Genomic DNA, 15276 nt, shown 5'->3' on the forward strand with positions numbered 1-15276 from the left:
AGATGCCATTCTGCATAATTTTCATACCGAGCGAGCCGTGGGAATGGTTTTCAGTGGTGGAGTGGACTCAACCTTACTTTATGCACTTTGGTATGAGGAGACCATGCAGCCCATGCCAACATTTACAGCAACTTTTGAGGTACGATACCAACGTAAATATACCGACCCCCGATTTGTTGATAAGTTGCAAGGTCTGTATCCCAGTCTTCATCATCCAGTTGCTATTTCATTATCCAAGGTTCAGGAATTTTGGGATGACTATATCAAGGATTTAGATATGCCAATTGGGGATAGTGCAAGTTTCTTGACTTGGATGATTGCCAAGGAAGCCAAGGAGGAAGTTCAGGTGCTTATATCCGGAGCTGGAGCGGATGAATTATTTGGTGGTTACAATCGGCATGCTGCGTATGCAAAATATCTAAGAAATCCATCTTTGTATAGCTCGTTAAAATGGGCACTACCCCTTTTGGGTGGCATTCGTTCTGTACACAAATTTCTTTCAGCTGTTGACTCAAATGCTTCCAAAACCTTCCTGCGAATGGCAGCTTTGGAAAATCCAACAGCTGATTTTGAGGAGAGCTTATTGGGCTTTTATCCCCAAAATAAAAGCCCATATAAGGCAGCCTTGGAGTGGGACCGAACAGTTTATCTGGTGAATGATATTTTAAAAATTCATGATAATGCCTGCATGGCCCACGGCATCGAAGGGAGAGCACCTTATCTTTCCCAAGAACTGATTGCCATGAGCCAAGGGATGACTGAAGAAGAGCATTTGAAGCTGTTGGGAAAGCAGTGGCTAAAAGAAGCCTTGATCAAGCGAGGCCTGGGGGGGATTGCTAGGCGGAAAAAACTGGGCTTTGGACTTCCTTTGCAGGAATGGTTGCAGGAGAAGGAGTTTAGAAATTGGGTTTTTTCTGAAATATCAAGACTGGCACCACCTTGGGAAGCACATTTTCCTGAACAAATTCGTAGGTTTGTGCAAGCACCGGAGCGAATAGAGTCCAGTAAGTTTTTGCAGGTTTGGAATTTATTTCTGCTCCTTTCATGGCTTGAAAAACACAGCTAATTATGCGTATTTTCTACATTCACCAATATTTTGTTACGCCCAAACAAGGTGGGGCTACTCGCTCCTACCATCTTGCCAAAGGTATGGTGCAGCATGGTTTGGATGTGGAAATGATCACCACTCACGCGGAAGATTTTTATGATTTTAAAATCATAGATGGGATCAAGGTACATTACCTCCCAGTGGAGTATTCTCAAAAAATGGGCTTCTTTAAGCGAGTTTGGGCGTTTTTAGGGTTTGTTCGTCAAGCCAAAAAGTTGATCTCCAAGCTTCCTCGTCCGGACTATTTGTATGTCACCTCTACTCCGCTGACGACTGGCTTGATTGGTTTATGGGCCAAACAGAAATTAGCTATCCCCTACATCTTTGAAGTAAGAGATCTTTGGCCGGATGCGCCTATTCAAGTGGGTGTTATCAAAAATGCCCTTTTGAAAAGGTACCTGTGGGCCTTGGAGAAAAAAATTTACAGGCAGGCACTGAAGATTGTAGCGCTGTCTCCAGGAATAGCCAATGCTATCCGAAGCAAAGTACCAACAGCTGAAGTTTCGATTATCCCCAATTTTGCAGATTTATCCATTTTTCAGATAGCCCCTAAAGCTCCTGAGATTCTTCAAAAGTTTGAATTGCAGGATCGATTGACCATCATCTATGCAGGGGCCATTGGTAAAGTAAATGCTTTACATGAGTTAGTGGAATTAGCCTCCCGTAAGCCGTATCAATTTCTGATTATGGGTGAAGGTTCCGAGTTAAATTCTCTCAAACAACAAGCTATCAATCATAACTTGACAAATGTTCGTTTCTTCTCCTTTGGTTCCAAGCTACAGGTGCAGGAACTGATGACCTGTGCGGATATGGCATTTATTTCGTTTGAGCGATTACCAGTATTCAAAACCAATAGTCCCAACAAATTTTTTGACGCCTTGGCCATGGGTAAAGCTATCTTGATCAATCAAAAGGGATGGGTATGGGAGTTGGTCAAAAGTCAGAAATTAGGTTTGTACCACGATACCTCCAATGTGAACAAGACTATCCAACAACTGGAAGAATTAGCCCAAAATCCTACTTTGCTCAAGGATATGCAAAGAAATGCCCGGCAGTTGGCTGAGTCCTATTTTAATTCGGATGTCGCAGTGGCGAAGGTCCTGCATGTCTTGGACCCGCAACAGTTCCCAGCTGCTATCAACGACGAGGCTTATATCCGGACTGCCTGAAAATCTTGTTCTTGTCAGATTCACGCATGAGGTCAGGTAAGGATAACTTATTGTTGAAGCGGTAATCGTCTACGATATTCCACCCAAGCCAACGTCCGATTCTTCCAGGTGCATCGGGGCTGATTTCATCCGTGAAAGGGGCCTCTCCTGTATATTTCCTGATTTCAAAGGGATTGGTTTCAAAGAATAAATCATTCTCTACAAAATGTGCCCAAATAAACTCCTCATTTGCCCAGCAAGCTGCAACTTCCTCTGCTGTGTAGCCAATGATGTAATCATCTGATGTACAAGGCAACACACTTTTGGTAAAATGGTAGGCCTTTCCATAAAAAATCATTTCGGCCAAAAGGGAGTTTTGACTCATATCTGTCTCGTTGAAAAAGGAAGAAATCGCTGTGACAATGTTTGGAAGGATGTATTCTTTTTGATAGCGTTTACTGATATATTGGGGCAAATCAGGTGGTTGGAATCTGTGGGTAAAAGGTAAATAATAATCCAAACCAATAACCAAAAGGTCATCTGTAACTACTAAATCCGAGCTAAAACCACTTACAAAGGTGTACACTTTTGGTATTTTGAATTCGGGGAAATAGTAACTGATGTATGCAAATGCATTTTCCAATTCCCTTTCCAATTCCTGAATGTCTCCAAACTCCTGTTGCACTTCCTCAAACAATTCCATCATCAAGGAATCCTGATGAATCATCCATAATTCGGCAGCTAACTCTTCTTTGGAATCGTAAGTATTGGCTAATAAATATTTTTCGGCAAATAAAGGATGATCTTCCAAAAGGTATAGCATTTCGGCTTCATCTGTTGCCTGAAAAAAGGCATCTTCCAAGCGCTCTATTGTGATAGAAGGCTTGACAGCCAAAATTTCTGGATCAAGTTCACAGGATTTCTGTCCTTGCCTACAGGAAAAGAGTAAGAAAAAAAACAATGCCCAAATCCAAGTTTTTCTCATGTTTTTGTGGTTTTTGCCTTCAAATCTACACTTTAACGATGATAAATCAGCAATAAGTTTAGGAGTGTACAATTTTCTCACGAGATTTGTTACCTTCAACCATTGGGTAATAGATCATGTTCATGCGTTTTTCCGCTGCCATTATTCGTTTAACGGGACTTTTCTTGGTTATTAGTATGCTTTTTTCATGCTATAATGAAGACCTACCGCCAAGTCAGGAAGGCTCACTTTGGGAAATCATCGAAGTTGATCCCGAATTTTCATTGTTGCGGACAGCTGTAATTCGTGCAGGCCTTGATTCAGCTTTGCGAGCTGTTGGTCCGATTACCTTATTTGCTCCTGATAATGCGGCCATGCAGCAGACTTTGCAGGAATTGGGTGTACCATCCATTAACATGGTTCCTGTAGATTTTCTGCAAGCAGTGTTATTGTATCATTTGATACCCGGGAGGAATTTAAGAGCCCAACTGAATACGGGTTCTAGGGAGACACTTCTCCCAGGATTTACATTGAATATCCGTGTGGAGGGTTCCGCTGTGATTTTGAATGGGGAATACCAAGTTACCTCAACCAATATTGATGCGAGAAATGGCGTGATGCATGTGATCGACCGGATGATGATCCCTCCCACCAATACGCTCTTAGATGTGGCGCAGGATAATGGCTACACGGCATTTATTGCGGCAGTGGTAGCGGCAGGGTTGGAAGATCAGCTCGTACAAGGTGGACCATTTACCGTCATGGTGCCTACCAATACGGCTATTAACGCCTACTTGGCGGCCAATAATATCACTATTGAAGAGTTCCTAAGTTCTCCACAGTTGCAATCCATTATAGGATATCATGTAATACCAGGTCTTTTGCAATCTTCTGCTTTCCAGCGGGGACAGCGGAATACCCTGACGGATACACCTCTCTATTTTAGCCAAGCGCCTAACGGAAACTTTTTCTTGAACGGTACCAGTCGTATAGTCCGTACCAATTTGACTGCGGACAATGGAATTATCCATGAAATAGATCAGGTGATTACAAGGCCTTTACAAAATATTGCGGAAGTTTTAGATTCAAGCGCAACAGCCGCTAATCCCGAGTTTACCTTACTTCGAAGAGCAATTCTTCATGCAGGACTTTTGGAAGCTTTCCAGGGAAGATTTGAGGATAATTTGACTGTTTTTGCTCCAACGGATGAAGCATTTGAGGCCTTATTGGAAGAGCTAAACCTGTCAACAGTGGAAGATATTCCCTTAGAGACACTCACTTCGGTTTTGTTGTATCATGTGATAGATGAGCGCATTTTTACACCCGACCTACGGGAAGCATCCAATATTCTAACCTTATTGGAAGGGGAATCAGTCTTGGTTAACTTAGCAGAGAACAGGATCAATGGAGCTTTACTTATTCCCAACAAGCGCAATATTTTGGCTCAAAATGGAGTTATCCATGGAATAGATCAAGTGCTTATCCCGGAGTAGTATGCAATTGTCAAAGAAAAGAATTCAATGGTTGGGCTATTGGCAGCATTTAAGCTTTTCCAAAATATGGAATCTTATTCAACTCTATCTTTCTTTTCAAGTTTCTCGATTGCTTCAGAGACCTATCATGTGGGGAAGACCCGCAACCTTATCCATTGAGCCAACGACAAGTTGTAATCTCCGCTGCCCGGAATGTCCAAGTGGCTTGAGGAGTTTTACCCGTCCCACAGGAATGATAGCTATTGGCTTGTTTGAAAAAATCATTCAAGAAAATCATCAACATCTGCATTACCTCCATCTGTATTTTCAGGGCGAGCCTTTTTTGCATCCTCATTTTACCAAATTAATTGAAATTGCCCATACCTACGGGGTTTATACAGCAACCTCTACAAATGCCCACTACCTGACGCAGGCCAATGTGGCTAAAACACTTCAATCAGGGTTGCGGCAGTTGATTGTTTCTGTGGATGGGATTACCCAAGAGATTTACGAAAACTACCGTGTAGGAGGAAAACTTGCTAAAGTTGAGGAAGGAATCCGTCGGTTGATTCAAACCAGAAATGAGCGAAACCTTCGCTATCCCTATGTTATTCTTCAATTTTTGGTAACTGGGGTCAATGAACATCAGATTCCTGCGCTACAGGAATGGTGTGAAAACTTGGAGGTGGACGAGCTGCAGCTAAAGTCCACGCAAATTTATAATTACGAAGATGGCTCTCCCCTTATTCCCACCAATTTGGAATATTCCAGATATATACCTGATGGGAAGGGAAAGTGGAAATTAAAAAAACAACCCGAAAATAAATGTTGGAGAATGTGGCAAGGCTCGGTCATCACTTGGGATGGTCGCGTGGTCCCCTGTTGTTTTGATAAAGATGCTTCACATGTTTTTGGATCTGTGAAAGAAAACTCTTTGGCATCCATTTGGAGGAATGCTCCGTATCAGGCTTTCAGAGGACAGTTGTTGGCAGACCGGACACAGATAGAGATTTGTAGCAATTGTACCGAATAATCAAAGGTTCATGTACATTTCCAAGATAAAGAGGCATTTTTGACCAAGTATGCAGGCTTATCTTTATATTTACGGCTGTTTTAAGAGGTTTTTTTCGGAATTTGGCTTTAAACTGGATTCTGAAACGCTTTTTCTTTGGTTTGTCCTGAAAAAGTAGCAACCATCTGATGGATCGATAGAATTTATACTTTCATGCATTTGAATAAATTATTACTCTCCTTGCTATTTTTGATTGCTTTCAGTTTGCTGACCCCTCAAGCACTGCAAGCTCAGTCCATGAATGACATTGCTAATATCAAAGTGGATGAATTATCAGATGATCAGTTGCAGGAACTTATCCGCAGGGCATCTGAGGCAGGCCTTTCAGAAGCTCAATTACTTCAAATGGCCAGACTTCGGGGTGTACCAGTAGCTGAATTGGATAAATTACGTAAGCGCTTAGAGCAGTTAGATGGCGCTGGTTCTGTGAGAACAGGTGCATCAGCATCCAAAAGAGACCCACGTAGACAAATGGATTTTAATGAAATCTCGCAAGGTCTATTCAGGTTTCAAGAAGATATCGACGGGTTGACAGCGGAGTCGGTTTCATCGCCTATTTTCGGAATGGATCTGTTTTACAATCGAAACCGCAAATTGACTTTTGAGCCGAATATCAATCTACCTACACCAAAATCCTATATTTTGGGTCCAGGAGATATGATTTACGTAGATATTTATGGGCAATCAGAGCAGTATTACGAAGCTACTGTAAATCCGGATGGCTTTGTTTTGTTGGATAATATAGGCCCTATCAGTGTTTCGGGAAAATCTATTGAAGAAGCTACGGGTATTATCAGAAATAGGGTAGCTAATTTTTATACGGGTTTACGAGGAAGTAACCCCAATACTTTTCTACAAATCACGCTTGGAAATGTCCGTACCATCAAGGTTCATTTGGTTGGGGAGTTGCGGTTGCCGGGTACATTCACCCTCAGCGCATTTTCTTCAGTTTTCAATGCCTTATATGCTGCGGGTGGCCCCAGCGAAAATGGCACGTTCCGAAATATCAAGGTGATGCGGAATGGGAAGCTAGTTGCTGGGATTGATATTTATGAGTTTTTGGTGAATGGCAAAGCAAACCTTGATTTTCAGTTACAAGATCAGGATGTGGTCTTGGTTGAGCCATTTTTAGCTAGAGTCCAGGTCAAAGGTGAGGTTAAGCGACCAAAGATTTTTGAAATCAAGGATGGAGAGACTTTTGAGGATGTGTTGAGGTTTGCCGGTGGGTTTACAGATGAAGCGTATAAAGACAGAATAGCTGTCAGCAGAATTTCAGAAAAAGAGCGTGCCGTATCTGATATATTTTCGAATCAACTGAGCATGTTCATAGCCAAAGGTGGTGATGAATATGAAGTGGGAAGAATACTGGCAAGGTACCAAAACCGGGTGCAAATCAAAGGTGCTGTATTTAGAGAAGGTAATTTTGCTCTTCAGGAAGGTATGACCTTGAAGCAACTGATTAGCTTGGCTGACGGACTGAGAGGTGATGCTTTTATAGGCAGGGCAAGTATTTTGCGGACATTTGATGACTTGAGTACAGAAGTATTGACTGTAGACCTGCAAGGTGTCATGGCTGGAACTGCTCCCGATATCCAATTGAAAAGAGAGGATGTAGTCAGAATTTCCTCTGTTTATGATTTGCAGGATGAGTTTTATGTGCAGATCAATGGGGAGGTAAAAACCCCCGGAACTTATCCCTACTCCAAGCACATGAGTGTGGAAGAATTGATATTGATGGCCGGTGGTCTACGAGAAGCTGCAAATTTGAATGCGGTAGAAATTGCCCGTCGATCAGAGCAAACTGGCTCAGGTACTTTTGCTGACCTCATACAGGTTCAAGTTTCACCTAATCTTTCGATAGCTCCTGATGGTGAAATGTTAAAGCCATTTGATCGGGTGATTGTCAGAAGAAAGCCTAATTTTAATTTGGATAAGGTTGTACAAGTAGAAGGTCAGGTAAATTCACCGGGATACTTTGCAGTACAGTCAGCTGAAGAGCGTATCTCAGATTTGGTGAGAAGAGCGGGAGGCTTAACGCCCTTTGCTTATGCTAAGGGAGCTACTTTGATCCGTCGAACGGAGTTTTTTGAAACAGAGTCCGAGCAAATTCGAAGGAACCGTAATCTACAGGATTTACAAGACCGCTTGCTTGCAGACCCTAACAATACTGAGGCGCAGGAATTATTGATAGATCGTCTATTTAGAGATTTGGGCAATAGACCTGTGGACTTGACAGAGGGCAGTAGAGCAGCGGAATCTAAGCGTGAATCCATCACGTCGATTACAGAAACCAAAGCGGATATTGCGCCTATCCGAATTAGACAAACGGAAGCTGTGGCAATTGATTTGGCTGCAATTATGCGTAATCCCTATTCGGATGTGGATTTGATTTTGGAGGAAGGAGATATTTTGTCTATTCCGAAGCAATTGCAAACGGTACGAATGCGAGGGGATGTGGTATATCCTGCCACTGTCAGATATCAAAGTGATCGTGGAGCAAGTTATTATATTAACAGAGCTGGAGGCTTTGATATTAGAGCCAATAGAAAACGAACCTATGTGGTATATGCCAATGGTGAAGTGGCCCGAACCAAGAATTTCTTGGGTATCCGAGCATATCCACAGGTGCGTCCAGGAGCCGAAATTATCGTGCCGACCAAAGGACCACGCGTACCTGTAAGGCCGGGTGAATTGGTAGGTATCGCCACAGGTTTGGCTACATTAGTCTTGGTTGTCACTCAAATCAATCCATGATATGGCGAGCAATAATCATTTTGTAGACGATAAAATTACCTTTCGGGAATTGATCCTACGCTTCCAGTTTTGGATTGCTTATTTTATCAGTCAATGGAAACTGTTGATTTTAGCTGGAATTATTGGAGCTTCTTTAGGAGCTGTTGCTTCTATGATCAAAAAACCTGTCTTTCATGCGAGTACCTCCTTTGTTTTGGAAGAGTCTGATGTATCAGGCCTTGGGCAGATGTCTGGTCTTGCTTCCTTAGTTGGGGTAAATCTTGGTTCCTTAGGGGGTTCTTCTGGCCTGTTTCAGGGAGATAACATCATGGAGCTATATAAGTCGGATAATATGCTTGGTAAGACGCTACTCAGTCCTTTTGATGAGGAGCACTTACTCATTGATCGGTTTATTGACTTCAATGAATTGGTACCCAAGTGGAAAAAGAAAGTTGACCTTACCCAGTTGGATTTTCGAATTCCAAGAGAGTCTTTTTCTATTCAGCAGGATTCTGTGGTGAAGGTGATTTCCAAGATGATTCGCGACAGGCAGTTATCTGTAGAAAAACCCAACCGGAAACTTACTATTATCCAGGTGAATGTTTCCTCCAAGGACGAAAAGTTTGCTAAGGTATTCAATGAGCGCTTGGTTGAAAATGTTAATAGTTTCTACTTTGAAACCAAAACCAAAAAAACAGCTGAAAACCTTCAAATCCTCCAAGTTCAGGCGGATTCTGTTCGCAAAATATTAGATGATAACTTGGTTCAATATGCCTCTTTCTCTGACCGTGTTCCCAATGCTAATCCCCTGATGCAGGCTGGAACTGTGGAGGGTAGGAAAAGGCAAATTGATATACAGGCTACTTCCGCCATCTATGCAGAAGTGGTGAAGAATCTTGAGATTGCAAAAGTTAATCACCGGAATAACTCCCCTTTGATCCAATTGGTAGATGAAGCCCGCTATCCGATTCCGCGTTCGGAGTTGAAAATGAGTAAGGGAATTGTGTTTGGGGGCCTGATTGCCGTATTTCTGGTCTTCATTTTGCTTTATGTGCGTAAAATCTATGAATTGCATATGCAGCATGGATGAACCCGATAACGAATAAGCATGCTGGAGAAACTCTCTTCTTTTCCCGTAGGGTCATATATCCGCAATAAATCCATTCAGAATTTTATTTTTCTGGTGATGATTCAAGCATCCAACATGTTGATATCCATCATGTCTATGCCTTTATTGCTTCGTTCGATTGGTGTAGATCAGTTTGGTTTGGTGAACTTGGCTTTATCAGTCATCATTTTTACCAATATTATCGTGGGCTTTGGATTCAATATCAGTGCCCCACGAGAAGTGGCAATTTTTCAGGACCAAACAAAAAAATTATCGAGCATAGCCTCTCAGATACTGTTTACTCGATTGGCCCTAGCTGCTGTTACAGCTCTCTCCTTATGGATTGCTGCTTATGCGTTCAATTTTTTTAAGGACTACAAAGAAATCCTCATGTTTTCTACGGTATTGTTATTCTCAGAGGCAATATTGCCTTTATGGTTTTTTCAGGGAATGGAGAAAATGAAGTTGATATCCGTTACCAATATTTTTAGCAAGCTGCTTTTCTTATTTGGGATTGTGGTATTTATACAAGCGCCAGAACATGCCAAATGGGTGAATTTTATCTTAGGTTCCTCAGCTCTGCTACTAAATGTGTTTCTATTGTTTTACATGCGCTATGCTATGGATATCCACTTTTTTTGGCCTAGAGTAAAAGCGATATGGGAATCTCTTAGAGATAATGTCTACCTATTTTTATCCAATATTGCGGGTCATATTTCTGTCAACGGAGGCTTGATTATTCTGAGTTTCTTTGGCAATGAGACCACCTTAGGGATGTTTAGCTTGGCTGAGAAGATTACTATGGTGCTGAGGTTATTGCCAACATTAATAATACAGGCAGTTTATCCCAATGCTTCAAGGCTGTTTCAAGCAGATCAGGAAGCATTTATCAAATTTGTGTCTAAAACCTATGTTATTGGTATAGGCTTGGCATTGATGGTTTCTACACTGACGTTTTTCTCTGCTGGATTCATTGTAGAGTTATTGGCCAAAAATCGTCTGGAAGAGTCTATTAATTATCTTAAAATTTTATCATTTATACCCTTTCTTGCATCATTAAATATAATTAATGGAGTTATTCTTTTTGTAGCCAATCAAAAGGAGTTGTTATTCAAAGCATCATGGTTAATGTGTGCATACATGATAGTTGTTGCATCTCTTTTAACTGCAAAGTATGGTGGTATTGGCCTTTGTTACGCCTTACTATCTTCGGAAATTATTATTTTTATCGTTTATTCCTACCTTATTTATTCTCGTAATCAATCTTTAGTACATGCCTTTGCTCAACGAATCTTCCGTCGCGATCATCATTCTTAATTGGAATGGCTATGAGCATTCACGGAACTGTTTGGATTCCCTGGCAAAGCTCAATTATTCCAATTTCCAGGTTTTACTTGTGGATAATGCATCCGAGGACAATTCTGGTGTACGTCTAAAAGAGGAGTTTCCCTCGGTTATTTTCCTCCAAAATGAACAAAACCTAGGTTTTACTGGGGGCAATAATGTGGGAATTGATTACGCACTTGCAAAAGGTTTTGACTATGTCATGCTATTGAATAACGATACTCTTGTGGAAGCTGATTTTCTTCAACATTTAGTAGCTAAAGCCTACAATGACGCACCCATAGGAATGGTACAACCCTTGATCCTACTGATGGAAGATCCTAAAAAAATCTGGAGCGCAGGAGGTAACTTTCAAAAATGGCTGGGAGTTTCCAATACGCTAGGGGATAGAAAACCTTTGGAATCCTTTCCATTTTCATCTGCTCCTTTGGATTGGGCAACCGGATGCTGCATCTTACTACCTAGCCAAGTAATTCGTGAAGTTGGAACATTGCAAGCTTCATTTTTTGCATATTTTGAAGATGTGGATTGGTCTTTAAGAGTCCGAAAGGCAGGTTTTCAAATATTATTAGCGCAGGATAGCATCATTTATCATGAGGGCAATGCCTCTTCCAAGAAAAAAAGTAAAGAAGGGACACTCAGCCCAACAGTATTTTACCTACATGCGAGAAACCAATTGTTTTTGCTTCGAAGACATTTAAACTTTCCTGCGCTTCCTTTGGCTTTTGTCTATCATGTGACTAAGTATTTTGGTTGGATAGCTTATTTTTGTCTTCGAGGTAGATTCCAAAAGGCCAAATCAGTGATTCGAGGAATGAGAGATGGCTTGCTATTGGATCATCGTATTAATAAGCCGTTATGTCCTTGATCGTTTTTCTTCTGATCGCTGTGTTAACCGTCATCCTCACTACTTGGGTGATGCGAAAGATCGTATTGGAGGGAAAATATGAATATGCCATATTTTTTGTGTTATACTATTTACCTTTTTATGTAACGGGTTTGGGGCTTGTGTATATGCCTACGAGATCTGTATTGATTGTAAATGTTTTTCAGTATCTGAAGGAATTGGTGCTGTTTACAGCAGTGCTAAGCTTTGTTTTTTATCAAAAAAGTCTCTTTCAGTATCCTTTTCGTCTGCACAAAGTGGATATCCTGTTTTTAGCTTTTATTGGTATGGGATTCTTGTACATGCTTTTACCACTCGGTGAAGCCGATCCTGTCAGCAAGGCGGTGTATTTTAAAAACATGCTCATGCCTGCTTTGGTGTATTTTTTGGCGAGAAATACGGAATTTGACAAAAGCGATACAAACGATTTGTTCAGAGGTATTTTTACTATAGCAATACTCGCCTTTTTGGTAAATGTGGGTGAAAAGCTAGCCGCTACACACTTACAATCCCATACAGGTTTTGCTTTATATTTTTCAGAGGTCCGAGAAATGGAACCTTCTGGAAATTACGGATTGGCATGGACTTTTGAAACCCAATCGACCGGTAGACGCTTTGCATCATTTTTTGCAGATCCTTTAGAATTGGCAAGTTCAGTTTTATTGGGCTTTTCGGCAGGATTGATTTGGTATTTGACAAGTAAGCGGGAAGATTGGACATTGTATGGGATTGTGATGGGAGCGTCGTTTGCTAGCTTATTGTTTTCAGCATCAAGGGCTGCTTTTGCTTCCTTTTTTGTGATGATTTTCTTTATAGCCGTGATTTTCCGCTTGTACCGCCTGATCTTGGTTGGTGCTTTTTTGTTCTTCGCCTTTGTGGGATTTGTTCTTTTTTTCGCAACTGAGGATTTTTACTTTTTTGTCGTCGATACGATTACCTTCGAAAACACTTCTTCGGTTGGGCACTTGGTAGAGTGGTTGTTGGCCCTAGAGTCCATGGTAGCCAATCCTTTGGGCGTTGGCTTAGCCATGAGTGGTAATGTGGGGGTTGTCGATGAGGAGTTTCGGGTCGGTGGAGAAAATCAATACCTAATTTATGGTGTTCAATTAGGGTGGATTGGGATGTTTTTATACATCTTGATTTTGGCTTATGGTATCAAAACATGCATTCAGGTATTTCGACAGTCCGATAATATTATGACAGCTCGAATTGCCTTTGTTGGTGCCGCGGTGAAAGTAGGCCTTTTGCTACCTTTGTTTACGGCCAATGCCGAGCTGTATAGCTATGTAGCATGGATGTCTTGGTGGATGGTTGGTTATTCTGTCAATGCATTTCAACGAATTCGCTACCCAAAAGCCGTGGCTGCATGAAAAAAAAGGTGTATGTGGATTTATTTTATTTGAATACGGCATTGACCGGAATCAAAACCTATATGCTGGAATTTGTAGCCTCTGTCAATACTTATCCACATCCAGATATTGAGTATATTTTTTCGCATGATCCTGACCAACAGTCTCAACATGATTTTTTTCGGGGAAAGCAGCCCAAGTGGATAACATTGTATTATCACTTGTACTACTTTATATGGAAGCAGTTCCTATTGCCTTGGAAAGCTTGGACCTCAGGTGCTGAAAGCATCATCAATTTTGATTTTGTTGGACCTGCTTTGACAGGTAAGAAAAACTTTACGGTTATACACGATGCATTTTTTTGGCAAATGCCTCAAAATTACAGCCCTTGGTGGAGGAAGTACTTTATCCACATGATTTATGCAGGATTGAAAAAAGAAGATGTGGTTATCACAACCTCAGAAGTTGCCAAAAATGCTATTCAAACACATACGTTGATCGGTCAAATACCACATGTGATCTATCAATGTCCTAATTTATATGAAGGCGAGGGTGATAAAAATATTCTATCCCAGCTTGGTTTGGAGAAAAATGGGTACTTTTTCCATTTAGGCAGTTTTGATAAGCGTAAAAATCTTCCGCTACTAATTTATGCATTTGCGCAATTCTTAAGAGATAATTCTTCTGAAACAAAATTAGTATTAGCAGGTGAGCGAGGATTGGGAAAAACCGTCGATGATTGGGAAACTGTGCAAGAAACTATTCGTGAACAGGGGTTAGAAAATAAGGTGATTTTGCCTGGATTTATTTCCGATGCTGCTGCAAAGACACTTTATGAGTATGCCTTAGCTTATGTGTTTCCCTCTCAAAATGAAGGGTTTGGTATTCCGGTGATAGAGTCTATGCGCTTACATACACCGGTTCTAATTTCTTCACAGGAAGCACTTGTCGAAATCGCCGGCGGAGCTGCCTTGATACATCAAACAGGAAATGCTGTGGATTTAAAAGAAAAAATGGAATCTTTGCATTGCAACCCTGAACTACGGAAGCAATTGATTGAGCTAGGAAAGATCCGAAAAGAGGTCTTCAGCCGAAAAGCTTTTGCAGATGCTTATTATCGATTGATACTAACCAACTAATGCTATGAGGCAGCAGCATTGCCCCAATTGTACAACAAAACCCATTAACGACCCAAAGCATTTGGCTAAGGTTCATTGCCATACCTGTGGGATTGAATGGACCTATCTTTCCGATGATATTCAAGCAGAAGTGCTTTACGAAGATGAGGTTTATGCAGTTGTGGATAACCGTAAATCTGTCTTTGAACGTATTATTTTTTCAGAAGCCGGCAAAGTTATCCACACAGTTCAACAGCTGCTGCGACTTTCCGGCAAGTTATCAGTCTTGGATTTTGGGTGTGGAAAAGGTCAGTTTTTGGCCCAAGCAAAAGCACATGGTTGGCTTACTTTGGGTATTGAAACCGCTCAAGCACGTGCTAATTTTGCGACAGAAAAATATGGTTTAGCAATTATCAACGAATATTACAAGCAAGGGAAGGTTTTAGATGGGTCCTATCAGGTTATCACACTGCTGCATGTCTTAGAGCACTTACCTGAGCCAATAAAGCTATTGAGTGAATTGATCAACTCTAATCTTGCGCAGGATGGAATTCTTGTTATCGAAGTTCCCAATGCTGCAAGTTGGCAGGCCCAACTTGCAGGAGATTGCTGGATGCATTGGGATATACCTAAGCACTTGACTCATTGGAATGAAAAGAGTTTGACAGATGCACTTCAAAAGATTGGATTGGTTCCCTTAAAGACCCAATATTACTCAGTGCACTTGGGGGTTTTGGGGATGCTGCGTGCACTTATGGGGAAATTGGGCTATCGTGGCAATATTATCGTTGATTTGAAAGGAAAGAAAAAGCTTGGCACGCTGGTGATGGTAGCCGCATTATTGCCTGTTGCATGGATCTGGGAGTTATTGGCAGTTGGAGCAAAGCAAGGTGGAGTTTTGAGGATGTATTTGAAGAAGGAGCATGGATAAGAAGGGTACAATTGTTTTTTTGCATAGTTCTTCGGAGCTCTAC

At 41.3% G+C, this 15276-nt stretch carries 12 protein-coding genes; 11 read left to right on the forward strand and 1 reads right to left on the reverse strand.

Features of this window, described 5'->3' with window-relative positions; translation table 11 throughout:
- Positions 1 to 43: 43 nt before the first annotated feature.
- The gene (locus tag IE080_RS19480) at positions 44 to 1066 is read left to right on the forward strand and encodes an asparagine synthase-related protein (RefSeq protein WP_229800598.1); all 1023 of its coding nucleotides are present in this window, start codon (positions 44 to 46) and stop codon (positions 1064 to 1066) included.
- A 2-nt stretch (positions 1067 to 1068) separates the two neighbouring features.
- Positions 1069 to 2277 (forward strand): glycosyltransferase family 4 protein, encoded by a 1209-nt coding sequence (locus IE080_RS10975; protein ID WP_189582103.1) that lies wholly within the window; start codon positions 1069 to 1071, stop codon positions 2275 to 2277.
- On the opposite strand, the gene gldB is transcribed toward IE080_RS10975, so the two are convergent.
- Positions 2246 to 3241, reverse strand: a complete 996-nt coding sequence (gene gldB / locus IE080_RS10980) for a gliding motility lipoprotein GldB (RefSeq protein ID WP_189582106.1) — start codon at positions 3239 to 3241, stop codon at positions 2246 to 2248. The genes IE080_RS10975 and gldB overlap by 32 nt on opposite strands.
- Positions 3242 to 3363: 122 nt before the next feature.
- Here gldB and IE080_RS10985 point away from each other — a divergent pair, with 122 nt between their 5' ends.
- The 9 genes from IE080_RS10985 (at position 3364) to IE080_RS11025 (ending at position 15233) form a co-directional block, all read left to right on the forward strand.
- Positions 3364 to 4713: a fasciclin domain-containing protein gene (locus tag IE080_RS10985; protein ID WP_189582109.1), complete on the forward strand. Its 1350-nt coding sequence runs from the start codon at positions 3364 to 3366 to the stop codon at positions 4711 to 4713.
- Position 4714: 1 nt separating this feature from the next.
- Positions 4715 to 5725 carry a radical SAM/SPASM domain-containing protein gene (locus tag IE080_RS10990; RefSeq protein ID WP_189582112.1) on the forward strand — a complete coding sequence of 337 codons (1011 nt, stop codon included), beginning with the start codon at positions 4715 to 4717 and terminating at the stop codon, positions 5723 to 5725.
- 192 nt (positions 5726 to 5917) lie between these two features.
- Positions 5918 to 8518, forward strand: a complete 2601-nt coding sequence (locus IE080_RS10995; protein ID WP_308428170.1) for an SLBB domain-containing protein — start codon at positions 5918 to 5920, stop codon at positions 8516 to 8518.
- 1 nt (position 8519) lies between these two features.
- Positions 8520 to 9587: a GumC domain-containing protein gene (locus IE080_RS11000; RefSeq protein ID WP_189582115.1), complete on the forward strand. Its 1068-nt coding sequence runs from the start codon at positions 8520 to 8522 to the stop codon at positions 9585 to 9587.
- A gap of 18 nt (positions 9588 to 9605) precedes the next feature.
- Positions 9606 to 10922 (forward strand): oligosaccharide flippase family protein, encoded by a 1317-nt coding sequence (locus tag IE080_RS11005; protein ID WP_189582118.1) that lies wholly within the window; start codon positions 9606 to 9608, stop codon positions 10920 to 10922.
- On the forward strand, positions 10879 to 11817 hold the full coding sequence (locus tag IE080_RS11010) for a glycosyltransferase family 2 protein (protein WP_189582121.1): 939 nt from the start codon (positions 10879 to 10881) through the stop codon (positions 11815 to 11817). The genes IE080_RS11005 and IE080_RS11010 overlap by 44 nt, the downstream gene beginning before the upstream one ends.
- On the forward strand, positions 11808 to 13205 hold the full coding sequence (locus IE080_RS11015; protein WP_189582124.1) for an O-antigen ligase family protein: 1398 nt from the start codon (positions 11808 to 11810) through the stop codon (positions 13203 to 13205). Before IE080_RS11010 ends, IE080_RS11015 begins: the two co-directional genes overlap by 10 nt.
- Positions 13202 to 14323, forward strand: a complete 1122-nt coding sequence (locus IE080_RS11020) for a glycosyltransferase family 4 protein (protein WP_189582127.1) — start codon at positions 13202 to 13204, stop codon at positions 14321 to 14323. The genes IE080_RS11015 and IE080_RS11020 overlap by 4 nt, the downstream gene beginning before the upstream one ends.
- A 4-nt stretch (positions 14324 to 14327) precedes the next feature.
- A complete protein-coding gene (locus IE080_RS11025; protein ID WP_189582130.1) occupies positions 14328 to 15233 on the forward strand; it encodes a class I SAM-dependent methyltransferase in 906 nt (301 codons plus the stop codon).
- The last annotated feature ends 43 nt before the right edge of the window (positions 15234 to 15276 follow it).

This window comes from Mongoliitalea lutea (assembly GCF_014652135.1).
GTDB classification, from domain to species: Bacteria; Bacteroidota; Bacteroidia; order Cytophagales; family Cyclobacteriaceae; genus Mongoliitalea; species Mongoliitalea lutea.